Here is a 23,362-nt window from a genome sequence, read left to right as displayed (position 1 = left end):
GGTTATTCGAGCTGCAGGCTATATCGCTCGAGGGTGGTGGCTTTATTGCGGGCCAGATTCGACAGGGACTTGTTGTAGTCCAGGACGGCGCGAAGCTCATTCCCTTGGGCGGTGGCCAGGTCGCGCTGAAAGTCCAGCACGAAGCGTGTCGTGCTGAGGCCGACCTTCAACCGTTCCTGTTCAGCCTGTAATTGTTTCTCGGCCATGATGCGGGCCGACCGGGTGGTTTCGATGCGCTTGAAATCGGTGTGAACGCGACGGACCGCTTCACGAACGCCGACGATCACCTGTTGCCGGACGCTCTGGAGCGATGACTGGGCGTTGCGCGATTCCAGCTGCCGTTTGTTGTAGGTGCTGTAGGCCGACCGGTTACCGATGGGGTAGCTCAGGACCAGGCCGGCGCCGTAGTTGTAGAAGTCACCGCCGAAATTCCGTCTGGTGGAATCGCCATAGTCTGCACCGAGTCCCGATAGTCCCATCGTGCCTTGGACGGAGAGGGTGGGGAGAAGTTGGTTCTTGGCAAATTTCACATTCAGGTCGCTGCTCTCTACATTCTTCCCTGCTTGCAAAACCTCCGGCCGACGCTCCATGGCGATATCGATAGCTTCCTGTAGGCTGATCGCCTCGAGCGACGTGACGGGTGGATCGGTCGGGATGAGGCGCAGGTCCTGTCGGAGGTCTGCTTCGTCGGGATTTAAGAGACGGCGTAGTTGGTCTTCCTGATCCCGAATCGATTTTTCCGCGACGAGGATCTGTTCGACTCGCGAGGCCACGGCGGCTTCCGCCTGCAGAACATCGACGATCGACATCACGCCGGCCTTGGCTTTGGCTCGATTGCTGGCCAGTAGTTCCTCCGCCGCCTTCAGCGCTGCCTGGGCCACCTTAAGGTTCTCATTCGCGAACACCATTTCCCAGAAGGTTTGTTCGACGCTGGCGATGACCGTCAGTACACGGTCGAGGAAGACATGCTGTTCGACGGTGGCATTGTTTTGCGCGATCGAGATGAACGTCCGATTAATGTCGGTGCCGAAGTTTTTCAACAGCGGCTGGGTCACGGTCAGTGCGAGGCCGCCGGTCCAGGCGGGGTTGAAGAGGAACGTATTGGGACCGCTCACATAGTTGCGCTGGGGGCTATAGTTCAAATCGTAGTTGGCGCCGGTCGGGAGATTCTGGGTGATGTCGGCGGTCACGGTGGAGGTGTTCTGGTCGAACTTTGTGATCTCTTGTAGGTTCGCGCCGGTGAAGCCCAGGATCGGCCGGTTGAGCGGTGCGACCTGTCGGTTGTATTGCCCGTTCAAGCTGACGGTCGGATCGAACTTTGCCTGCTCGATCACGATGTCGGCCAGGCGGCTCTCTCGCGTCTGACGGCCGATATGGATGTCGAGATTGCTTTGGAGCGCTTTCAGCACAGCATCGGCGAGCGACATGGCCTCGCGGCGTTCGGTCGGCACCGGCTTGTTCACTTCCAGGCCGGAAGAATCTGGCGCCGTCCAGAGGATGAGCGCCGCTGCACACCCGGTGAGCAAGCACCCCCGGCGGATTGCATTCGTCATAACAATCTCCTTGATGCGAGGTCTGGGTTGAGTCATATTGATGGCACAATGATAGTGGCGTGTACCATAAACACAAGTCAGTGTCCATGCTGGCAAGGGGCCTCGCGGCGGTGAATGTCCCGATGAAAATCTTGCCGGTCGCGGGGCTGACTGTACTGATCGTGGCTGCTTCGGCCGCGGCGCAATCTGTCTCGGGTGTGCGTGGCTTTAATGGTGGGGTGGCTCCACTGTTCAGTCTCGTGGGTCCCGGCAATTTATATGTCGATACTCAAGGCACTCAGGGGTATATCTATAACTTCGGGAATAACTTCGAATCATATAATTTTCGTAATCCCGCAACAGGGCAGGCCTGGAGCGGCGCCGTCATGACCCTTGGCCCGCAACTGTCGGTGGGGCTGATTCAAGGGGCCAATCAAGTCGGTTCTCCGGTGATTTTTCCCCCCGTGTCGCGTGAAGCGGGTCCACTGCTGCCCATTCAGTCCGGCCTCCTCGAGGACATTCCTTAGCCGCCACTTCTCATGCTTTGCCTCGGCGGCAGTTGTGGGTTCGCGCCCGCGCTTGTCGATGCACCATTCCTTCCTTACATAACGCCTCATCAAGAATCGTCTTGTCTGCGCGTCTGCGCCAGCCTGGCAATCGCTCGGCAGTCGTTCGGTTCGGCAGTCGTTCAGATAGGCTCTCAAGGCCGCGATCGTGATTCGTCGATTCTGATTCGGTGTGGACTGAGGGATTTCTGTGGCGGTTTGGTCCCGCAAGGCAAGGCTGTCACAGCTGTTTTGGGGCGGGCGCCTGAATTATCAACAGAATCCACAGGTCTGCACAGCGTTGGTTTCACGGCGACACGGTTATTTAATCATTCTAAGTCGTTGATTCGTAATAATTTTATTCGCAAATGTGGGTGCATGTGATGTGTGCGCTGTGCGGCGGTACAACGCTTGCTTTGCCCGTTGGTAGTTGCCAACGCTCATTCTATCGGCATCCGGACGGCAGGCAGACGACAAAAACAATCAGTCCATGTCAAAGATGTCAATTGAATCGGATAGGCAGAACAGAAAGAATGCGGCGGCTGATGGTGGGCTCGGTGTGAGCAGCGTCGCAGGTCCTGCCACTCGCCGCTGACCGTTCAAGACCAAAGGAGATTGTCCTTATGAGGATTGCCCAGGTATCGCCGCTTTGGGAGAGCGTCCCTCCGAAATTGTACGGAGGCACGGAGCGTATCGTCTCCTACCTGACGGAAGAACTCGTCCGTCAAGGGCACGAGGTGACTTTGTTCGCCAGCGGCGATTCGGTCACGAAGGCAAAGCTGGAAGCGCCCTGTCAGCAGGCCTTGCGTTTGAATACCGGGATTTTCAACCGCGAAGCGCCGCTCATTCAGATGATGGAGCAGGTCTTCGCGTCTGCCGACCAATTCGACCTTATTCACTCCCATCTCGATTTTCTGGCCTTTTCGCTTTCCCGACGCTGCCGCGTCCCCGTTGTGACGACGCTTCACGGCCGGTTGGATTTGCCTGAACTCGTGCCGGTCTTCCGTGACTTTGCGGAGCTGCCGCTGGTTTCCATCTCGGACTCACAGCGCCGGCCGTTACCTTGGTGTAACTGGGCCAATACCGTCTATCACGGCTTGCCCAGTGACCTCTATAAGTTCCATCCCGAACAGGGCAAGTATCTGGCCTTTCTCGGTCGAGTCTCGCCGGAAAAGTGTCCCGATCAAGCGATCGAATTGGCCAAACGGGTCGGAATACCCATGAAGATGGCGGCGAAAGTCGATCCGGCCGACCGTGCCTATTTCGAACGGGTCGTGGAGCCTCTCTTGGATCATCCCCTGATCGAGTTCGTGGGTGAAATTACCGATGCGGAGAAGAGCGACTTCATCGGGAATGCCATCGGTCTGATCTGCCCCTATGACTGGCCGGAGCCCTTTGGCCTCGTGTTGATCGAAAGCCTTGCCTGTGGTACACCGGTTCTCGCTTACCGACGGGGTTCCATTCCAGAAATTATCGGCCACGGTGTGACGGGTTTCATCAGCGAAAACCTCAATGAAATGGTGAGTCAGGTGGAGAAGCTCGGCACGATCGATCGCAACCGCTGCCGGCAAGTGTTCGATGAGCGATTCACCGCTCAACGCATGACGAACGACTATCTGAAGATCTATCAACAGCTCATCACGGATACGGCTGCGCTTCCTGGGAAGCCCGGGCAGCAACACGTGTCGAACCTCTAGTCAGCGCGACATTCACCTCGCGGAAGGACAAGCATGGCAGCTGAGTCGCAATCTACCCCTGAGTCGGAAGTCAACGGGTGGCGGTTATTGGGGACTCGTGATTTCGGCTGCCTTTGGGCCGGCCAGGTCGTCTCCCAGATCGGCGATGGTCTCAATAAGGTGGCTCTCCTCTGGTTCGTGTATGAAATGACCGGGTCCGCGCTGAAGATGACCGCGATCGGGTTGTTGCAGACGATTCCCCCGTTACTCTTCGGTCCGCTGATCGGCGTCTATCTCGATTACCTCCCGAAAAAGACCGTCATGATCGTCGTCGATCTCTTGCGAACGTTGATGGTGCTCTTGATACCGCTGTTTTATGCGTTCGATATGCTGACGCTTGAACGCTTGTACGTGCTGGTATTCCTCGTCTCCATCGTGTCCACGGTGTTCGGTCCGGCTCTGGCGTCCGCGGTGCCGTTGATCGTCCAGCGTTCGCAACTCACCACGGCGAATGCGTTGATTCAGAGTACGACCAACATCGGTGTCTTGTTGGGACCGGCCATGAGCGGGCTGGGCATCGCGTTGATTGGTGCTCAGAATGTGCTCTATGTGGACGCCGCGACTTTCTTGGTGTCCGCGCTCTTCCTCCTGCCGATTCGTGTGCGGGACAGCCGGACGGTGAAGGGCATCAATGTGCTGGCCACGCCGGTGATTCAAGACATGATGGTCGGATTTCGCTTCGTGTTCCTCCAGCACCGGGTGGTGTTCGCGTTGATGATTACAGCCGTGCTGTACAACCTGGCGATCAGCGCCTTCGTGTTTCTCCTCCCGGTTGTGGCGAAGGAATTGCTGCAAGTCGGCCCCATGGAGTTGGGCTGGCTGTGGTCGGCATTGGGGATTGGGATGTTGGCCGCTTCCATCTGGCTGGCTCGGACGCCACAGGGCACCTTCCAGGATCGCATCAGCAAGATCGGGCGCTCGCTGACGGTGGGCGGCATCGCGGTCTGTGCGTTGGGATTGATCCAGACGCCGGTTCTGTTCAGCACGTTCTTATTGATCATCGTCATCGGCGGGAGTACCTCCCTCTTTTATCCGGTCGTATGGGCGATGCTGCAGGAAGTCACCCCGGAGCATTTGCTCGGACGTGTCTTCACCACCTTCAGTGTGGGTGGGATGGCCTCCGCGATGGTGGGTATGGCCGGGTTTGGATGGGCCGCGGATACCTTAGGCCCTGCCGTCAGCCTGATCGGGATCGGAATCGTTTTATTGCTCACTGCGATGGTCACGGTGCAGGTAAGCCGCCGTGGCCTCGTAGTGAGTCCGGCTGTCGCATAATATCCCCCTCAGATCGGTTTCTTCTCGGCCTGCTCGGCCACCATACCGTGTTTGGCGTTTTTTTCTTGCGGATGTGGGCGAGGCTCCTTCGCCTGCTAGTCTCAGAGTTGCTTTCTGCCCCTCCGTCGCGTATGTCTTTTCTTCCAGCTATGCGTCGTTTCCCGAGACGAGCGTGAAGGCGATCGACGTCGAAGTCTTGGTTCCATTCAACACATGAGGGGCACATGCCTATGCGGCTGATTCGGACTGTTTACGTAACAGGAATGTTAGCGCTATTGGTTGCGGTGGGGCTGTGGGATGGGCCTTCGATGGCCTGGGCTGAATCGGCACCTGATGGAAAGTCCGAGGCTCCGCCGGTGCAACGATCGAAGGACCTCGATGTGAAGCCGAAAGAGCCTGAGCTGAAATCGAAGGAGCCTGACTCGAAACCCACGGAACAGAAATCCAAGGAGGCTGACTCCAAGCCGAAGGACGCGGAGCCGAAAGCAAAGGAGTCGGATCCCAAGGCCAAAGATCCCGAGCCCAAGACCAAAGATCCGGAGTCGAAAGCCAAGGAACCCGCGGCGAAGATCAAGGAGTCCGAGCACAAGGGCAAAGAGGTGGAGTCCAAGACCAAGGAACCGGAGTCGAAAGCAAAAGACGCCGATGTGCCGGTCGAGCACCCTTGTCCCACGGTGCCCCATGCGACAGACGTGAAGCCGGCGGCCGAGGCACAGGCTCCATCCAGCGAGCCGGGTGGGGGAGATCGTCTCAAAGCGGCCGAGCCAGAGACCAAGCCAGAGGTTAAGAAACCGATCCGGTCGTCGATGGTGACGGCCAAGCTGGCGCTCATGGCGGACCCGCACCTGTTTCCGTATGACATCGAGGTTGATGCTAAGGACAAGGATCTTGTGCTGCTCGGGAAGGTGTCGCAGGAATCGGATCGGCGAGTGGCCACGGACATCGTTCGCTGTCTCGAAGGCGTGCACGCAGTTGAAAATCGTCTCAAGATCGAACCGGACGCCGCCCATGGCCTTGTCGCGGAACGCGACAAACTCATCACGCAATTGGTGAAAGAGCGGTTCGAGAAGAGCAAAACCTTGCAATCGGTCAAGTTCGATGTAAAAACGGAGGACGGCATCGTCATCCTCAACGGGGCGACACGGTTTCAGATCATCGTGCTCGAAGCGGCGCAAGCGGCCAGACAGGTGCCCGGCGTGCGTGCCGTGAATTCCGACGCCGTGCGATTGGTGGCGGGAGAGTAGAGCGATTCATGAATCCAAGACTATAGGAGGTCCGGCACGAAAGCTGCCGACGCTATGGGACCACGGCACGTGAGCGGAGGAAAGACGGGACGCCCGAACGTGAAGTGGTCGCCGCAACTGTTGACGCGCGACTTCACACTGGTCTGGTGGGGCCAAATGGTCTCCCAAATCGGCGATGGTGTGTCGAAACTCGCCTTGCTCTGGTTCGTCTACGCCATCACCGGCTCTCCGCTCAAGACCACCATGATCGGGCTGCTGCAGACCTTGCCGCCCATTCTGTTCGGTCCCTTCATCGGGGTCATTGTCGATCGTGTGCCGAAGAAACTTCTCTTGATCAGCAGCGACTTGATTCGCGCCTTGGTGCTGGGTGTATTGCCTTGTTTGCTGCCGGTGGACTCGTTCAGCATCGAGCGGCTGTACCTCATGGTGTTCGTCCATGCGGTCGCCTCCGCCGTGTTTGGCCCGGCCTTGACCGCCGCCATTCCGTCATTGGTCTCCCGCCATGAATTCACTGCCGCCAATGCCTTGTTGCAGACGACGACCAGCATCGGGATCATCGTCGGGCCCGCCCTGAGCGGCGTTGGCATTGCGACCATGAGCTCGCAAGAAGTGCTTTGCGTGAATGCCGTCAGCTACGTTATTTCTGCGGTTTGTTTTGCGTGTGTTCAGTTTCCACGGATGGAGGCGGTGCCGTCGGTCGCTGGAGGCTCGCTGGCCGGAACCTTCCGCGATGTGCTGGATGGTTTCCAGTATGTGTTCCATCGGCAGCGGATTATTTTGATGCTCATCGGAGCGGCGTCCATGTATACCTTCGCCACGAGCGCCTTCAGCACGCTCTTTCCAGTGTTCGGCAAGAAGTTGCTGGACCTCGGTCCTATTGAGGTCGGATACCTCTGGTCGGCATTCGGTATCGGGTTGTTGCTGGTGTCGCTGGGCCTGGTGTCCCTATCGACCTGGTCGCTGCCCAAACGGATTCAGTTGATGGCGCTGTCCAGTTTCATCAGTGGTCTAGGGCTGCTGGGATTGATTATGGCGTCGAATCGGTTGATTGCGGCGGCGTTGATGGTCATCATCGGGATGGGGACCGGGACGCTCACGCCGGTGGCCTGGGGTGTGTTACAGGAGATTGCTCCGGCCTCGCTGCTGGGGCGAGTGCTGGCGATTTACAATCTTGGCGCGATGACCTCCGCCATCGTCGGCATGACGATTTTCGGCTGGGTGACGCAAGAGTTTGGCGAGCGCCCCAGCGTGTTCGGGATTGGTGTGGGGCTATTCTTGTCGGCGCTGGTGTCCATGCGGGTGGCGCGCTGGGTGCAGGCCAATTGGGCCGAGACGAGCCTGCCGTCTGAAGACGAGGTGCGCCCCGGGGTCATGGTCACGCAGCCCACGAGCCATTGAGCCGGTTCAGCGAAGAGACGGGAGTAGGCACCGGAGCGAGGCAGGCCGTCAGACGTGACTCATTGTGTCGGTGATTCTGCGAGGACGGGAGGAAGACGTGGAAGAAATTATCAGTGTCAATGATCAGTTCTATATCCTCGCCAGTTCGTCGATGGCGGACGACCGCACACGTGTGCTGAAACATGGGGAGACGTTCGGTGTGTTCGATCGATACGGCGACATTCAGCCGGTGGGGCGGGGGACCCAGGGCGTCTTTCATCAGGGGACGCGGTTTTTGTCGCGGCAGGAATTGTTTCTCAACAACGACCGGCCGATGCTGCTCAGTTCAACGGTCAAGGAGGACAATGCTCTGCTGGCCGTGGACCTCACCAATCCCGACTTGTACCGGGAGGGACGGATCGCGATCCCGCGGGGAAGCGTGCATGTTTTTCGCTCGCGTTTTCTTTGGAATGGGGTGAGTTATGAGCGGTTTCGTCTGTCCAATTACAGTTTAGCGCCGGTGAAGATGACCTTGTCGATCCGCTTTGAGGCCGATTTTGCGGATATCTTTGAGGTGCGCGGAAAAAAGCGTGAGCGGAAGGGTCGGATGCTGCCGAATCTCCTGCGGAAGGATTTACTGGTGTTACGGTATGAGGGTCTCGATGAGGTGACCCGGGAGGCACGGATTCAATTTACTCCCGAGCCGATGGAAATCACCGCGTCACAGGCCACCTTCAGCATTGAACTCGATCCGAAAGGCGAAACGGCGGTGGCGGTGATGGTAGCCTGCGACGTGGCCGACCGCCAGCGGACGCCGTTGGGCTATGATGCTGCGATGGCTGAAGCCGGGCTGGCCTTCGGTGCAGAGCAGACGGAGGATTGCACCATTCAGACCTCCAACGCTCAATTCAATGAGTGGTGGAATCGCTCGGTGTTGGATGTGCGGATGATGGTGACCGACACGAATGAAGGCCCCTATCCCTATGCCGGTGTGCCCTGGTTCAGCACGCCTTTCGGGCGGGACGGGGTCATCACGGCGCTCGAGTGTCTCTGGATTCGACCGGAATTAGCGCGCGGCGTGCTGGCCTATCTGGCATCGACACAGGCCAAAGAGGTGAACCCTGCTCAGGATGCCGAGCCGGGGAAGATCCTCCATGAAACCCGCAAGGGGGAAATGGCGGCGTTGAACGAGATTCCCTTCGGCCTCTATTACGGCAGTGTCGATTCCACGCCGTTGTTTGTGATGTTGGCCGGCGCCTATTACGAACGGACGGCGGATCTGACGTTTATCCAGTCGATATGGGCCAACCTCGAAGCAGCGTTGACCTGGATGGATACGTTCGGTGATCTCGACCGTGACGGGTTTGTCGAGTATGTGCGGAAGTCCCCCACCGGTTTGGACAATCAAGGTTGGAAAGATTCGCATGATTCGATTTCGCACGAGGACGGTTCGTTGGCTGAGGGGCCTATCGCCTTGTGTGAAGTGCAAGGCTATGTATATGACGCCAAGGTGCAGGCGTCAAAGTTGGCAGACGCGCTCGGGTATACCGATCGTGCCAGTCAGCTTCGTCGGCAGGCACGGTCGCTGAGGGAGCGGTTCGACGAGGCGTTCTGGTGCGAGGAATTGTCGACCTATGCCCTGGCGTTGGACGGACAGAAACGCCCCTGTCGGGTAAAGACCTCGAACGCCGGCCACTGTCTCTACACAGGCATCGCAAGTGACGAACATGCGAGGCGTGTGGCAGAGACGCTGATGACCGATGAGTCGTTCAGCGGGTGGGGTGTGCGCACTCTTGCCGACTCGGAGCGCCGGTATAATCCGATGTCCTATCACAACGGATCGATCTGGCCGCACGACAACGCGATGATTGCGATCGGTCTAGCCCGGTACGGCCTCAAGTCCGGTGTGGAAAAAATTATGACCGGCATGTTCGAGGTCAGCCTCGTGCTCGACTTCCACCGGTTGCCGGAATTGTTCTGTGGATTCGTTCGCCGACCGGGCCAGGGCCTCACGCGGTATCCCGTGGCCTGCAATCCACAAGCCTGGGCTGCGGGATCGGCGTTTATGGTGCTCCAGGCCTGCCTCGGGCTCTCGATCCTGGCCTCAGAGCAGAAGGTGGTGTTCACCCATCCGATCCTTCCGGAATTTATCGACAAGATGCAGATCAAGAATCTGAAGGTGGGCACCGCGTCTGTCGACTTGCTGCTACGGCGACATGACCTTGATGTGGGTATCACGGTCATTCGTCGTGTGGGTAAAGTCGAAGTGGTCTCGCTCAAGTAGCGGCGGTGCCGGAAGCGCCGGCCGCTCTGTGAGCGCCGATTCAACGGCATCCGGTTGGGCGTGCAAGTGGTGTGCACAAGAGGCTGCGCAGATGCTTCTGTACTATTAAGGCGCGTCGGCGAGTTGCCAGACGATGGCGAGTACGTACCGCGCGGCGGCGGAGAGAATGTTCGGATCCACGCTGTCTGCCGTGTCGGTGGGTTGATGAAAGTGCGGATGGACTCCGCCGCTCACCACGGTGATGGTGGGAACTCCCGCCTCCTTAAACGGGACGTGATCTCCCCCAGGAAAAAAGCCGAATAGATCGATACGGTCTGCAAGTCCGGCCCATTGCCCGGCCTGTTCCGCAGCAGGTTTCTCTAAACCTGTCACACCGATGGTGAGTCGTCCGTTTCCGACTGCGGCATGATCTACGTTGATCATGGCGATGGTCGAGGTCAGCGGCAGCACGGGTTGGCTCACGTACAGTTTCGATCCCAGCAAGCCTTGTTCTTCTCCGCTGAACGACACCAAGAGAATCGAACGTTTCGGTCCGGTGGGCATCGCGGCGAGCACCCGGGCGACTTCCAGGATCACGGCGGTGCCTGATGCGTTGTCGTCGGCTCCGGCAAAGAGTAATCCACCTTGTTTCCCAAAATGATCGCGGTGGGCCCCGATCAGGATCGCGCCGTTCTGATGAGCGGCGTCCTGTCCGGGAAGCCATGCGACGACGTTCCGGAGCGTGCCGTCCTGTTGCGTACTCTGCCAGTGCGCCTTGACGGACACGTCGGTGTGTGTGGATTGCGGAGCCATGGTGTCGTTCAGTTGTTGCTGGAGGCGACGCAAGCGGTTGTCTGCGCCGGGCGGCTGTGCGTCGAGGATGGCTGCAGCGAGGGCGGTACTGATCCAGGCGCCTGGAATGGTCCGTTGAGGGTCCGTAAGCCCGTAGAACGCACTCGGGCGACCCGTGACACCACGACGAGTTTCGTACGCGTTGAGGATCGGCCCGGTTGCGGTCAGGTAGCCGAGGGCGCCATGCGCGTGGGCCATGTGTACTTTATCCGCGTGGGAGACCTGCGTGGCATACCGTTCGGGTTTTCCACGGAGAAACAGCACCACTTTGTTTCGAACGTCGATACCGGCATAGTCATCGAGTCCGCCGGCCGGGTCGGAGATCCCGTATCCGACAAAGACAATTGGAGCCTCGAGCTCTGCTGAAGGAGTATCGAGGATCGGGAGATAGTCAGTGCCGATCGCGGCAGGTTGTCTCTCGAAAGTCGGTCCGATCTGGAGCAGCGCCCCCTCGCCGATCTGAGTTGTGCGGACGGGAGCGGACTGAATCTGGATCGGCGCGGGATGGCGAGCGGGCGTGGCGGGAGACTCGGAGCCCGCTGAGCGACGCTGTTGTAGATCCAGGAGTCGTTGCCGCACGAATTCGGCGGAAGCAAGGTCGTCGGATGTGCCGGTCTGGCGTCCGTTGAACGTCGGTCCGCTCAAGGTGCGGATATCCGTGAGCATGCGTTCGCTGGAAATCGAGCTCAATGCCTGTTCCAATTCTGGGGAGACCGTCTCTGCGGCGACATGCTGAGCGACAGCCAGAGCCATCCATAGGATGAGCAGTAGTGTGAGCGGGGGGCGAGCAACGTATGACGAGTCAGTGTACCTGGAGTCTCGCAGGCAAGACGCAAGCGGTATGAAACGATGACAGTCCATCAGATCGACGTGGCCGAAGCTTTTTCAGCCGACCAGCGTTGATACCACCGCCAGAGTGGTCGTTGAAGGAATTGGGGGAGCGGATAGCCCAGCCCACGGACATAGCCGTCATCCCGGTCTAGAATGGCGAATGCCCACCGATATTTTTCTTGAAACGCGGCGCAGCGCGTCCGGATTTCCTCATCGGTCAGCGGAATGCGCCGACGAATGGCCGCGCCGATGGCGTCATCGGAGGTCATGTCACGAACCAGCGGCTCGATATCGGCAGGTGTGAGCCGGAGGTGCCGCATGAAGGAGAGGTCCAGCGCGGAGGGATAGGCGTAGGTGCCGAGCGTACCGGCATGAAAAGCACGCACCTTATCAATCAACCGCGGTAGCCAGATCAGGTCTACCAGGGTATCACTCCATCGTCGTGGCGGCTGTTGGCGAAGATCCATGGCGAGGTCTCATAACCCTGGGTGTGAGAGGTTGTGTGTTCATGGGAGGGACTATAACATACCCAACCGATCCCATTGCAGAGAGCTGAAGGCTCAAGGTACTATCGGCCATCAGGGGCATGTCGGGCCTATTTTCCCCGAGCAGCGATCCCGCACGATGGGGCAAGGCAAGATCGATCAGCGAGGCAAGAGGTAGGACCTATGGCAGAACAGGGCAAGGGGCTGTACGACCATCAATACGAACGGTTTCGTGACAATCAGGGCACCCATCAGGGGTATGATTTTCAGCACGGCCCTGCGGGGAGTGTGCCTCCCCCGGTGGTCACGTTCATGGATAAGATCAAGTGGTGGACGTCGCGCGGCTGGCGGCGAAAGAAGATTCTGGCGGAACGCGACCGATTTCAGCAGGAGATTATTCAGCTCAAGCAGGTCCAGCCCAAATCGTAAGCTCTGCTCGAAGGAGGAGTGCTCCCGTGCAATATGGAACCGAGTCGGTGAGGCAGATACAGACTGGTCGTCATCGTCAACAGTGTTCTGAAGGTTATCTGAGACGTATGATAAAGGGGTGGAGTGTCGTCGCGTTGACCATCATGTGGATAGGCGTGGCGGTCACCGCGTGGGCCGTGCCGAAGGAAACGTCGACGGAGAAGGCCGAGCATTTACGCCAGCAAGCCAATCCTCAGCTCTTCAACGATTGGACGTTTGATAAAGATCAGGTTGGAGGGGTTCCAAGAGGATTCCTCGCTGTTGCTTCGGGCGATCAGCCTGGCGGGGCGTGGAAAGTTGAGGCGCAACTCGCCGCACCGTCATCACCGAATGTCGTGCTTGGGGCGTCTTCCTGTCACGCCTGTGTCGAGTTACTCGTCGCCCAGGGATTTCAGTATGAATATCCTGAAGTCGTCGTTCGGATTCGTCAGGGGGCCGATGCCACGTCTGGGCAGGTCGGCGTTGTGTTCGGCTTGAAAGATGCAAAGAATTACTACGCAACCGTGGTGGATTTGTCGCAGAAGTCCATCGAAGTGGTACGAGTGATTGAAGGGAAAGAGGCGATCCTGGGTCGGGCTTCGATGAAGGTAAAGCCGGTTGAGTGGCATACACTCCGGGTCCAACGAAACACCATCATCAGCAAGGATTTTGTGGAGACATTTTTTGATGGGAGCCTGACACTTTCTGTTGAGGATCAAGCACTTGGAGTCGGACAGGTGGGGATGGTCGTGCGGGGGCAGGCCGCCGCACGATTCGACAATTTCAACGCGGCGCCACTGTATTCCAGCCGCCCCCTCTCGGCACCGGCTGCGTACTAGGGCGCAATGGTCGGCGGGCCGGCATGGTTCGCCAGACAATTTCAGGCTTGCCTTTCCCATTTTGGTGGGATACAGTGAAGGTGCTTCATTGCGAAGAGCCTTGGCGGTGAAGCAGGAAAAGAATTACAGGGCTCGAATTCGATGTTGTTTTGGGTTCTTCCCGGGAATTTCGGAAGCCAGAGCTAAGATTGCCGCTGTGTTTGCATCTTCGCCCCATTCCTTCCTCGTCTCTTTCTCGAGTCCCAGACAACACCATTTTATTCTCAAAGGAGGAACCCAATGGGTTCGAAGATCTACGTTGGCGGCTTGCCATATTCAACCACCGAGCAACAGCTGAGTGACCTGTTTGCGGTGCACGGGGCGGTGACGTCGGCGCGCATCATCACGGACAAATTCACCGGTCAATCACGAGGCTTTGGCTTCGTCGAAATGTCGGGAGATTCCGAGGCGCAGGCGGCAATTAACGCGTTGAACGGGACACAATTCGGTGGCCGCACGTTGACTGTGAATGAAGCCCGCCCGCAGGAGCCCCGCTCCGGTGGTGGCGGAGGACGTGGAATGGGCGGGGGCCGGCACTAAGCTGCGCTCGTTTCGCTATACCTATTCAGGGGCTGCCGACAGGGTAGCCCCTGCGTTTTTCTTACCGTGTTGTCCTCTCTCTGGTCTGCAGGGCCATCAGGTTATCTGCCCCTGTTTTCCCAAGATAGAGATTTAGGAGTGTTGTTGCATGGTGTCGTTTGCCGAATTGTCTCTTACATCGTTTCTCGCTGATCGTTTACAACAGGCCGGGTTCACCGCGCCGACCCCCATTCAGAGCGCGGCCATTCCACTGGCGTTGGAGGGGCGTGATCTCTTGGCTCAGGCCAAGACCGGCAGCGGGAAAACGCTCGCCTTTCTGATTCCCTTGATCGAACGGGCCGTCAAAGAAGGCTGGAAGCCTGCCGGTCATGCCTCCGCATCGCATGGCGGATCTGCCAGATCGCCGCGGGCCCTTGTGCTCGCGCCGACCCGTGAGTTGGCCCTTCAAATTGAAATGGAACTGCGCAAGTATGCCCCGCCGTCCGTGACGTCGTTGGCGGTGTACGGCGGTGTACCCATTGAGCGGCACTATCGTGCGTTGCGCCAGCCGCCGTTGATCGTGATCGGCACGCCGGGGCGGTTGTTGGACGTGGCTGGAACGCGTCATTTGGACCTGCGCGGCGTGGAGTATGTCGTGATGGATGAAGCCGATCAAATGTTGGATCGCGGATTCCTGCGTGACATTCAGCGTATTCTGCAATTGCTCCCAGCGCAACGGCAGACCATGCTGTTCTCCGCGACCTTTTCGCCGGAGATTCTGACGCTCGCGGAATCGATGCTGAAGAATCCGGCTCGCACGGCGGTGGATCCCGGAGTGAATACGCCGACCACGATTACGCATGCGTATTACGTCGTGCCCAGCGAATCCTCTCGGGTGCAGTTGATTCACACGCTGCTCCAGTCTCCGGAGTCCGGCGACCAGTCGATGGTCTTCTGCGACCAGAAATACAAAGTGAAACGATTGGCTGCCCGTCTCGGCGGAGAGCCGGCCTCGGTCGGGGCCATCACTGGAAATCACTCACAGGCCCAGCGGGAACGGACCCTCACCGCGTTCCGATCGGGTCGGTTGCGCACCCTGGTGGCGACTGATGTCGCGGCTCGTGGATTGGATGTGCCGACGGTGTCCCAGGTCATTCACTACGAATTACCGGGGAACCCCACGTCGTATGTGCATCGCACGGGCCGAACGGGTCGGGCTGAACGATCCGGGGCCACGCTTTTGATTCTCTCTCCGCAAGAAGAGCATGAATATTTGGCCATGGTGCGCCGTTTGCGAATCCAAACGAAGCGCCTGACCTTGCCGGTATTGGCGGCACTGCCGCCTCCAGCGCACGAGCCGGAGTCAAACGGCCAATCCCGACATGATGGGCGGGGGCGTGATGCCCGACCGCGGCGTGCAGGAGAGCGTCAAAATTCCACGCCTCAGGATGCGCGAGGCGGGCCTGGTCGTCGAGGTTGGCGTGCTGATCGTCCCGCCGCGCCGCGCCGTGGCAATAGTTGAAGAATCGCATGGTCCGGCAGGGATTGCCGGACCGGCATGATTGAGGAGGACGTGTCGATGAAAGTTGGACGGAGTTTGTTGCTGGGCCTGCAGCTGGCCGCGGGTAGCCTGCTCTTGGGTGAAGGTGCGTACGCCCAAGTCGAGCTTCCGATTACCGATGGGGTCAAAGTGTCGTTGGAGTACATCCTGACGCTTCCCGACAAATCCGTGGCCGATTCGAATGTCGGTCAGGAACCGATTGTGTTCGTACAGGGGGCGCATGAAATTGTCCCCGGCCTCGAAAAGGCTCTCGATGGCATGAAGGCCGGACAGAAACGGCGCATCGAGGTGGCGGCGCAGGATGCCTACGGTCCCTACAACAATAAACTACGCCAGAGCGTGGATAAAGAGAAGCTTCCCAAGGACGTCAAGGTCGGGGACATTTTGCAGGCGTCGGATAACCGGCTGGTGAAGGTCTTGGAAGTGAACGACAAGAAGGTGCTGATCGACCTCAACCATCCATTGGCTGGAAAGATGCTCACCTTTGATGTCAATATCCTCAAGGTCGAAAAGGGCGATGCCACGGACGCTCCCGCAAGCAAGACCCCCTAAGCGCGCTCTCCTTACCTGATCGGCGTGGCAGCCGGCGTGAAGCCGGCTGTACCGCCGCCGTTCTACGCAGACATCATTGTCAGGAGTTCCATGAGGCCCATCGATTGCGCCGTTGTGCCGCAAGGGCCTGTCCCCATTCTTGACGCGCACTTCGTCTCCGTGTAGGTTCACAGCACGAAACTTTTTGGACTGAAACACGATCCAAAGCATAGAGGAGATCCATCGCAAATGGGAACCATCAAGCAACGACCGGTGGTGGCAATTCTAGTGGGGGGTGGGCCGGCGCCCGGTATCAATAGTGTCATCGGAGCCGCCACGATCAGGAGTATTCTCGGCGGCTGTGACGTGATCGGCATTCAGGATGGCTTCAAATGGATCATGGACGGCCAGACCAGTAAGGTGAAGCGCCTGTCGATCGAGGATGTCAGTCGGATTCACTTCAGCGGCGGCTCCTACCTCGGCACGGCGCGTGCCAACCCCACGAAGAAACTCGAGCATCTCGATGCCTGCCTGGCGAGTTTGAATACCCTCGGTGTGACCCGGCTGATTACGATTGGCGGTGACGACACCGCGTTCTCCGCGTTGAAGTTGGAACAGCGGGCCGCCGGCCTCTTGCAGGTCGTGCATGTGCCGAAGACCATCGACAACGATCTGGACCTGCCGCATGGAATTCCGACCTTCGGATTTCAGACGGCGCGCCACATCGGCGTGGAGCTTGTGAAAAGTTTGATGGTGGATGCGGAGACGACCTCGCGCTGGTATTTCGTGGTGACGATGGGCCGCAAGGCCGGACATCTGGCGCTCGGTATCGGCAAGGCCGCCGGCGCCACGTTGACGGTCATTCCCGAGGAGTTTCAACAGAAGCCCCTTCGGCTGAAAACGCTGGTCGATATCCTGGCCGGCGCGTTTATCAAACGGCTCAATGCCGGACGATCGGACGGCGTGGCGGTCTTGGCGGAAGGACTGGTGGAAATCATCGATCAGCAGGATCTCGACGGGCTGCAGGATGTGGAGCGTGACCAGCACGGACATGTGCGGTTGGCGGAGATCAACTTCGGTTCCATGCTGAAGCGGGCGGTCGAGAAGGAATTGCGTTCCTTCGGTATTAAGACCACCATCGTCGATAAGAACATCGGCTATGAGCTTCGCTGCGCCGATCCCATTTCGTTCGATATGGAATACACCCGGGATCTCGGTTATTGCGCGGCGCAGTTTCTCCTGGAGGGCGGGAATGCCGCCATGGTCTCGATTCAGAACGGCCGGTTCATACCGATTCCGTTCGGCGACATTCTGGATCCCGCGACCGGCCGCACCAGAGTGCGTATGGTGGATGTGGAGTCCGAGTCGTACGTCATCGCGCGGCGGTACATGATTCGGTTGGCTCCGGATGATTTCAATCACCCTCAGGATCTAGTTCGATTGGCGACTACGGCGGGTCTGGCCGTGGATGATTTCCGGAAACGGTTTGAATACCTGATGGGCAAGGATGTATGAGCGAGGGGCGAGGGCGTGGACCTTGCCTCATCTGCGTGTAGGGCGTCATGACGAGTGACACGACATCGGACACAGAAATTGCGCTCGCCTATGGGCAGCAGCGCGCGCGGGTCTCACCCTGGGGAGCGGCGTTGCGCCGATACTACCAGCTTGAAGGCGATGGGAGCGAAACTGACATTGTCTGGGGGTATGCAGGCGGGGCGCATAAGAAGGGCGGGCAGGGGGATGTGCTCATTCCCTTTCCAGGCCGTGTGGCGGAAGGACGCTACTCCTTTAACGGACAACCGCTGCAGCTCGAACGCAACGACAAGGAAGGTCCGAACGCGATCCATGGATTCGTCCGAGCCCTGCCGTGGAACACACAGCAGGTCGACACGAATAGCGTCTTGTTCGAGGTGTCGCTCGATGCTGCGACGTATGGCCCACGAGGGTATCCCTTTTCTCTTGTCATTCGTGTTGGATATCGTTTGGACGCGCAGGGATTGGCCTGCTCGTTCGCCGTTCACAATGTGGGGCCTGAAGCCGCGCCGGTTGGAGTCGGATTCCACCCCTATTTCGCGGTCGGGACTGCGTTGGTGGATGAGGTGGATGCTAAGATTCCCGCTTCCGGGTACCTCGAGTTTAATGAGCGACTGGCGCCGACGGGCAAGGTCCTCGATGTGAAGGGCACCGAGTGGGACTTTCGCCACCCTCGCCGGGTCGGCAATCGCCGTTTCAATCATTGCTATATCGGATTGGAACGTGATGCGAACGGAACGGCGACGGCCTCCTTGCAACATGAGGGGAGTGGCCGCAGAATCGACATTGTGATGGATCGTTCTTTTTCCGCGATCGTCGTCTACACCGGCGATGCGATCGTCGATGCGCCGCGCCGTGCGTTGGCGATTGAGCCGATGACGTGCGCGACCGATGCCTTCAACCATCCTGAGTGGGGCTTGAAGCGCCTTCTGCCGGATGAAACCGTGTCCGGCCGATATCTGGTCACCCATCGTTCCATCTAACTCTCCTGTTCGGCTGAGACCACCCGAGCCCATCCGCTGTGTGTGCGCTACGACGGCTTCGTCGATTCAACGATACGGAACCGCACTTCATCCACCTGGGTGTAGGCCGAGGTTTGCTCCCCTGCAAATAACCCGCATCGGTAGAGTCCCGTCGTCCAGCCGGTGGATGGACGTGACAGGACGAAGTAACCGGATTGGTCGTTGGTGGACATGATGAGCTGATCCTGTGCCACCGCTGGCTGCGCGCCGGTTAGTTCCGCGTGCTCTTTGAAACAGCGCGCCGAGAGCGGAATTTCATCGTACGAGGCCGTCACCAATCCGAACACCAGGTAAATGTCCGGCTGAGTAGCGGAAAAGCTGATCCCGGGGTCCAGAGGAATGAAGTCGTGGGCGCCGGTGGGCGAATCGTCCCGCATGACTTTCTTTGCCGGGATGACGAATCGGAACCAGGCAAAATCGGCGTCCCGTCCGACCAGGGAGGCCGCTGCATCCAACGTGTTCTGTGGTTTCAAATTCTCCATGGCCTTCGCGGCCAGCTCTGCTTCCGACGGAACGACCGGCGCCGCCGGCGTGGCCTGGGCGGCGTTCTCCATCTCGATTTCCTTGGCCAGTTCGGGGACATGCGGACGAATCTTCTCCAGCCAGCGCAGCAGTTTGTGTTTGTCCAGAATTCTGGTTCCTACTGGAAGTTCGACCTCCTTCGTCGACTGCTCGAATGCCACGGTCGTGTCGTAGAGGATCTTGAATTGAATGTATGCGTCTTCCCATTTCCCCAAATCTACCAGACATTGACCGAGTCGATAGACAGTGGCCGCATAGTCTTCATCAAGCGGATCGAGCCCTTCCATTTTGGGGATGATGCTGATGGCCTCCTTGCACCGGCCCAGGTTCATAAGAATCAGTCCAAGGTGCTGCTTAGCAAGGGGGTCCATCGGATTGAGGAGCAGGAGTTGCCGATACATCGGTTCGGCTTCCTGATAGCGCCCGGCCTCGAAGAGCGCGTAGGCGTCGTGGCGAATCATCGACCAGTCTTTGAGTTGTTTCGGGTTCGCGTCCGGGCTCATCATAGGTGCAAAGCGGCGGCCTCGCTCCGTCGATCCGTAAAACACGGTCAGCAGATTCTTGGCGGACAGCTCCAACGGGGAACCGGGGGAGACTTGTTGCAACACAGACTGCACCTCGCGGTCTGCGCCTTCGTAATCCAAAATGTCGAATCGCGCGCGGGCCATCGCCAACCGCCAGTTGAGCATGTCGGGTCTCAGCTCCACCGCCTGCTGATAGGACTTCAGAGACTCCTCCAGCCGGTCAAGTTTCCGAAGCTCACGGGCCAGTCGCAAATGGATCAACGGGTTCTGAGGGTCGATGGCGGCAATGCGCTGCAATTCAGTGACCGCTTCTTCCACCTGCCCGGACCGTACCAGCACGCTCCACTTCGCCCATCGCACGTCGAGAGCCTTGGGAATGCTCGCCAGGACGGTTTCATAGGATTCAAGGGCCGCTTCGGTGTGGCGTGAGGTGGCGAGCATATCGCCGCGGAGTTGGTGCAGGGCGAACGCGCGCGGGTTGTCATGAATGCCCTGGTCAAGAATACCGAGGGCCAAGTCGGTCGTCCCCTGCTCCCAGGCGGCTTTGGCGCGTTGGGCGACCTGGCTTTCCGAGTGCGGTGCTGGATCGTTCGCCATAGCCCTGGGTGCGTCTGTCAGCGTGACGGGCAGGAGCAGGAGCAGTCCGAGGATGCGAGAGGCCTGAAGGATGAATAGTTGTCGCGCATGTGCGTGAAACCATGTATGGATCGTCATGACATGAGTCTCTAGTGAAGGTGAACAGGTCCCTGTCATTCTCAGGCGAAACACCGGATCGATAGAGATACACTCGGCGCATCGGCCTGTATGCGGTTAGAGGCACCCCGAAGGAGAAGGATTCGCCGTGCTCAGCGGGCGCCTGCACCGTAAATGATCTTACTGTACGATGGCCCAGTTCTGCGAGGTGTCACCACCGGAGCCGGTTCAGGGCGGAGCACGAGGCATGTCCTGACAGGAGGTCCCCCGGTCGGCCGGTGAGGGTTGTCACTGATGCGATTGTCCGGATGGCCCGGAACTGAACCCGCCTACCGCACGTTGACGAAGCGGCCGTGAGCCATGGTTCGAAGCTGATCGATGTCTTCGTGGCGAGTGACCGAGAGCGGCACGGTGCCGGACAGTTCCTGAATCAGGAGATCGGTCGTCAGAGACGTTTTGTGGTGCAAGGCCCGGTAGAGTGCGGCCACCACCGCCTGTTCGATTTCCGATCCGCTGAATCCATCGCTGACACTGACGATCTTTGAAAGATCAAACTTCGTACAGTCCTGTTTGCGGAGCGCGAGATGGATCTTCCAGATGGCGGTCCGTTCGTGGTCGTCCGGCAAGTCCACAAAGAAGATTTCGTCGAACCGTCCTTTACGCAGCAGTTCAGGCGGAAGGGATGCGAGGTTGTTTGCCGTGGCGACGACGAACACCTCCTGCTTCTTTTCCTGCAGCCAGGTCAGAAACGCGCCGAAGAGCCGACGGCTCAATCCGGCGTCGGCGTCTCCGCTCCCGCCGCCTGACACCATGGCCTTTTCGATTTCGTCGATCCAGAGCACGATCGGCGAGAGGGACTCCGCCATCTCGATCGCCTTGCGGAAGTTTTTCTCCGACTCTCCGACGAATTTATCGAAGAGTCGCCCCGCATCGAGTTTGAGCAGCGGGAGTTGCCACTCGCGCGCGATTGCTTTTGCGGCGAGTGACTTGCCGCAGCCCGGGACCCCCACCAGCATAATGCCGCGCGGCGGCGTCAGGTTGAGCGCCTTGGCTTCCGCTGTAAATCCCACCTTCGCCCGCTCCAACCATGACTTCAGGTTGACGAACCCGCCCAGTTCAAATCGGTTATCTTCCAGGGGATAATATTCCAGCAAGCCGCCGTCTTTGATGGCCTGGACTTTCCGTTTCAGGATGGTCTGCACGTCATTGGCGGAAAGGGTGCCGTCTTCGACGATACATTGTGTGATGACCTGCCGGGCTTGATGCAGGGTCAATCCCTGCAGGGCGCGAAGGATGGCGTCGCGTTCCTGTGCCGAGGGGCCGGACTGTGCGGGTTTGGAATCGGTGAGCGAGCGAAGAATGCTCTGCACGACGGTCGTCGAGCCGGGACGACGAGGCGACGTTCTCTTGCCGAGTGACTGCAGCACACTGTGGAGCATCGACTGTAGTTCGTCCCGATCAGGCAGTTGCAAATCCAGCCGAACCGCGATCTGTTCGATGTCGGACGGGAGGACGATGGGATGACCGGTCAACAGACAGGTGGTACGGGAGCGGCCGAAGTGATGACTGACTTCACGCAACTGACGAGCCACGGCGGCGTCTTGCAAGTGCGGCGCAAGATCCTTGAGCCAAAAGATCGCTTCCACAGTCAAGCCGTTGAGGTGTTGAAGGACCGCCAGGGGAGTGGCGGTCATCTTGCTGATGGTTTGCCCCTCGTCCTGCCTGGTGAGGCCCCTGGTGATCGACCATTCGAACAGCGGCATGCGTTCCTGAGCCGCCACGGATTGAAGCAACGTCAGCACCCGTTCTTCTTCCACCGTCTCGATGATAATCAGGGGGTGGCTGGAGCGAATCAATGTGCGGAGGTCATGTACGCTCGTCGATAACGCCATAGGAATGAAATGCTAGCACGAGGGTTTCACCACACCAAGAAAAGGGGCGAATGTGACGAGGCTGGAGGCGCAACGCTAGCGCTGAGGACTGATGGTGGGAGACAATTCCGACAGTCACGACTCCTTCCGAACCGTCAGCGATCGGCCATTCGCCAGCGGCTCTTCTTCCGCCTAGGCGTCATTCTCCGTGAGGCAGCGACCGAGGCCCTGTTGTTCGGCGAGATGGTAGGCATAGTGGAGCGCCGCCAGGTTGGCAACCCGTTCTTCGGCTTCTTCGCGACTGTCTGAATAGATGATCTGCAGCCCGAATCTGGCCGTTAGGGAATCCAGAAAGTCCACGATGCCGTTTCGGTGATACTGGCCGAGCCGCCCTCCGCCGCGGTTGTATTGGATCGTGCCTTCGATCACCAGAAAGCGATGGGGAAAAGCGCGGAGCGGTTCGAGCTCGCGGAGAAAGCGCGGGCGGTTGTCGGATGGATTGGAGAAGATGGTGTCGAACTCCTCTACGCGACGGCGTTCCACGCAAAAAATATCCGGGGCTTCCGCAATCGCATAGTCACCGGCCGGCAGGGTTTGTTTGACTGTTCCAGCGATGCGCACCAGGCCCTTGAATTCGTAGGGCTGGTGTTCGCGGCTATCGACCAGGATATGGATCGCCGGTACCATGATTTTGGGATGGCTGAATCGGGTGACGTTCAGCATCGTTTGTGGACCCCGCAGTTCCTGACGGGATCGCGGAGCTGGTTGCGGTCGAGGCGCCGGCGAGGGGCGTGGAGGCGGTGTCGGTGAGGAAGGATGTTGCCTGCCGGCATCGTACCTGGCCCGGGCCGCGGGGTCGCTGAGTGTTTGATAGGCCTGATTGATTAGTTGGGTTCTGGCCTCGGCCTTCCGGTGCAGAGCCGGCGAATGAACGAAGCGATCGGGATGCCAGACCTGCATGTGCTCATGCCAGGCGCGTTTGATCTCCGCGTCCGACGCGCCGGGAGAGAGTTCAAGAATGGTGTAGTAGTTCGTGGTCCGTTCGTCCCGCATGCGGTGTCCTGATCGATATGACGAAGTGTAGCGGAGTGCGACGGCGAAGCGCTAGCCCGCATGATCGG

General features: G+C 58.9%; 19 protein-coding genes. 13 read left to right on the top strand and 6 right to left on the bottom strand.

Annotated elements, in window-relative coordinates; all coding sequences use genetic code 11:
• Window positions 1–2: 2 nt before the first annotated feature.
• A complete protein-coding gene (locus V9G17_04610) occupies window positions 3–1,553 on the bottom strand; it encodes a TolC family protein (GenBank protein MEI2751862.1) in 1,551 nt (516 codons plus the stop codon).
• 59 nt (window positions 1,554–1,612) lie between these two features.
• Here V9G17_04610 and V9G17_04605 point away from each other — a divergent pair, with 59 nt between their 5' ends.
• From V9G17_04605 to V9G17_04580, 6 genes are all read left to right on the top strand, one after another.
• The gene (locus V9G17_04605; protein MEI2751861.1) at window positions 1,613–2,059 is read left to right on the top strand and encodes a hypothetical protein; all 447 of its coding nucleotides are present in this window, start codon (window positions 1,613–1,615) and stop codon (window positions 2,057–2,059) included.
• 641 nt (window positions 2,060–2,700) lie between these two features.
• Window positions 2,701–3,774: a glycosyltransferase family 4 protein gene (locus tag V9G17_04600; protein ID MEI2751860.1), complete on the top strand. Its 1,074-nt coding sequence runs from the start codon at window positions 2,701–2,703 to the stop codon at window positions 3,772–3,774.
• 33 nt (window positions 3,775–3,807) lie between these two features.
• Window positions 3,808–5,088 (top strand): MFS transporter, encoded by a 1,281-nt coding sequence (locus tag V9G17_04595; protein ID MEI2751859.1) that lies wholly within the window; start codon window positions 3,808–3,810, stop codon window positions 5,086–5,088.
• 224 nt (window positions 5,089–5,312) lie between these two features.
• Window positions 5,313–6,332 (top strand): BON domain-containing protein, encoded by a 1,020-nt coding sequence (locus V9G17_04590; protein ID MEI2751858.1) that lies wholly within the window; start codon window positions 5,313–5,315, stop codon window positions 6,330–6,332.
• A gap of 54 nt (window positions 6,333–6,386) precedes the next feature.
• On the top strand, window positions 6,387–7,730 hold the full coding sequence (locus V9G17_04585) for an MFS transporter (GenBank protein ID MEI2751857.1): 1,344 nt from the start codon (window positions 6,387–6,389) through the stop codon (window positions 7,728–7,730).
• Between the two features lie 97 nt (window positions 7,731–7,827).
• A complete protein-coding gene (locus V9G17_04580; GenBank protein ID MEI2751856.1) occupies window positions 7,828–9,993 on the top strand; it encodes an amylo-alpha-1,6-glucosidase in 2,166 nt (721 codons plus the stop codon).
• Between the two features lie 105 nt (window positions 9,994–10,098).
• Here V9G17_04580 and V9G17_04575 read toward each other — a convergent pair whose 3' ends face one another.
• Window positions 10,099–11,577, bottom strand: coding sequence for a M28 family peptidase (locus tag V9G17_04575; GenBank protein MEI2751855.1), 1,479 nt, complete (start codon window positions 11,575–11,577; stop codon window positions 10,099–10,101).
• A gap of 107 nt (window positions 11,578–11,684) precedes the next feature.
• Entirely contained in the window at window positions 11,685–12,122 is a 438-nt protein-coding gene (locus V9G17_04570) for a DUF5069 domain-containing protein (GenBank protein ID MEI2751854.1), read from the bottom strand.
• 201 nt (window positions 12,123–12,323) lie between these two features.
• On the opposite strand from V9G17_04570, the gene V9G17_04565 reads away from it, so the two are divergent.
• The 7 genes from V9G17_04565 to V9G17_04535 all read left to right on the top strand — a co-directional run bounded on the left by V9G17_04565 (window position 12,324) and on the right by V9G17_04535 (window position 18,592).
• On the top strand, window positions 12,324–12,569 hold the full coding sequence (locus tag V9G17_04565) for a hypothetical protein (protein ID MEI2751853.1): 246 nt from the start codon (window positions 12,324–12,326) through the stop codon (window positions 12,567–12,569).
• A gap of 107 nt (window positions 12,570–12,676) precedes the next feature.
• On the top strand, window positions 12,677–13,426 hold the full coding sequence (locus V9G17_04560; GenBank protein MEI2751852.1) for a hypothetical protein: 750 nt from the start codon (window positions 12,677–12,679) through the stop codon (window positions 13,424–13,426).
• Window positions 13,427–13,705: 279 nt separating this feature from the next.
• Window positions 13,706–14,005: an RNA-binding protein gene (locus tag V9G17_04555; protein MEI2751851.1), complete on the top strand. Its 300-nt coding sequence runs from the start codon at window positions 13,706–13,708 to the stop codon at window positions 14,003–14,005.
• A gap of 148 nt (window positions 14,006–14,153) precedes the next feature.
• Window positions 14,154–15,506, top strand: coding sequence for a DEAD/DEAH box helicase (locus V9G17_04550; GenBank protein MEI2751850.1), 1,353 nt, complete (start codon window positions 14,154–14,156; stop codon window positions 15,504–15,506).
• A gap of 57 nt (window positions 15,507–15,563) precedes the next feature.
• The gene (locus V9G17_04545; protein MEI2751849.1) at window positions 15,564–16,097 is read left to right on the top strand and encodes a peptidylprolyl isomerase; all 534 of its coding nucleotides are present in this window, start codon (window positions 15,564–15,566) and stop codon (window positions 16,095–16,097) included.
• Window positions 16,098–16,325: 228 nt separating this feature from the next.
• Window positions 16,326–17,591, top strand: a complete 1,266-nt coding sequence (gene pfp, locus V9G17_04540) for a diphosphate--fructose-6-phosphate 1-phosphotransferase (protein ID MEI2751848.1) — start codon at window positions 16,326–16,328, stop codon at window positions 17,589–17,591.
• 47 nt (window positions 17,592–17,638) lie between these two features.
• The gene (locus V9G17_04535; protein ID MEI2751847.1) at window positions 17,639–18,592 is read left to right on the top strand and encodes a hypothetical protein; all 954 of its coding nucleotides are present in this window, start codon (window positions 17,639–17,641) and stop codon (window positions 18,590–18,592) included.
• A gap of 47 nt (window positions 18,593–18,639) precedes the next feature.
• On the opposite strand, the gene V9G17_04530 is transcribed toward V9G17_04535, so the two are convergent.
• The 3 genes from V9G17_04530 to V9G17_04520 all read right to left on the bottom strand — a co-directional run bounded on the left by V9G17_04530 (window position 18,640) and on the right by V9G17_04520 (window position 23,294).
• Window positions 18,640–20,391: a tetratricopeptide repeat protein gene (locus V9G17_04530; GenBank protein MEI2751846.1), complete on the bottom strand. Its 1,752-nt coding sequence runs from the start codon at window positions 20,389–20,391 to the stop codon at window positions 18,640–18,642.
• A gap of 308 nt (window positions 20,392–20,699) precedes the next feature.
• Window positions 20,700–22,262, bottom strand: coding sequence for an AAA family ATPase (locus V9G17_04525; GenBank protein ID MEI2751845.1), 1,563 nt, complete (start codon window positions 22,260–22,262; stop codon window positions 20,700–20,702).
• A 171-nt stretch (window positions 22,263–22,433) separates the two neighbouring features.
• On the bottom strand, window positions 22,434–23,294 hold the full coding sequence (locus tag V9G17_04520) for a DnaJ domain-containing protein (protein ID MEI2751844.1): 861 nt from the start codon (window positions 23,292–23,294) through the stop codon (window positions 22,434–22,436).
• Window positions 23,295–23,362: the final 68 nt, after the last annotated feature.

Source organism: Nitrospira sp. (assembly GCA_037045225.1).
Taxonomy (GTDB): domain Bacteria; phylum Nitrospirota; class Nitrospiria; order Nitrospirales; family Nitrospiraceae; genus Nitrospira_A.
Note: the sequence above shows the minus strand (reverse complement) of the source record. Positions and strands in the feature narration are given on the sequence as shown.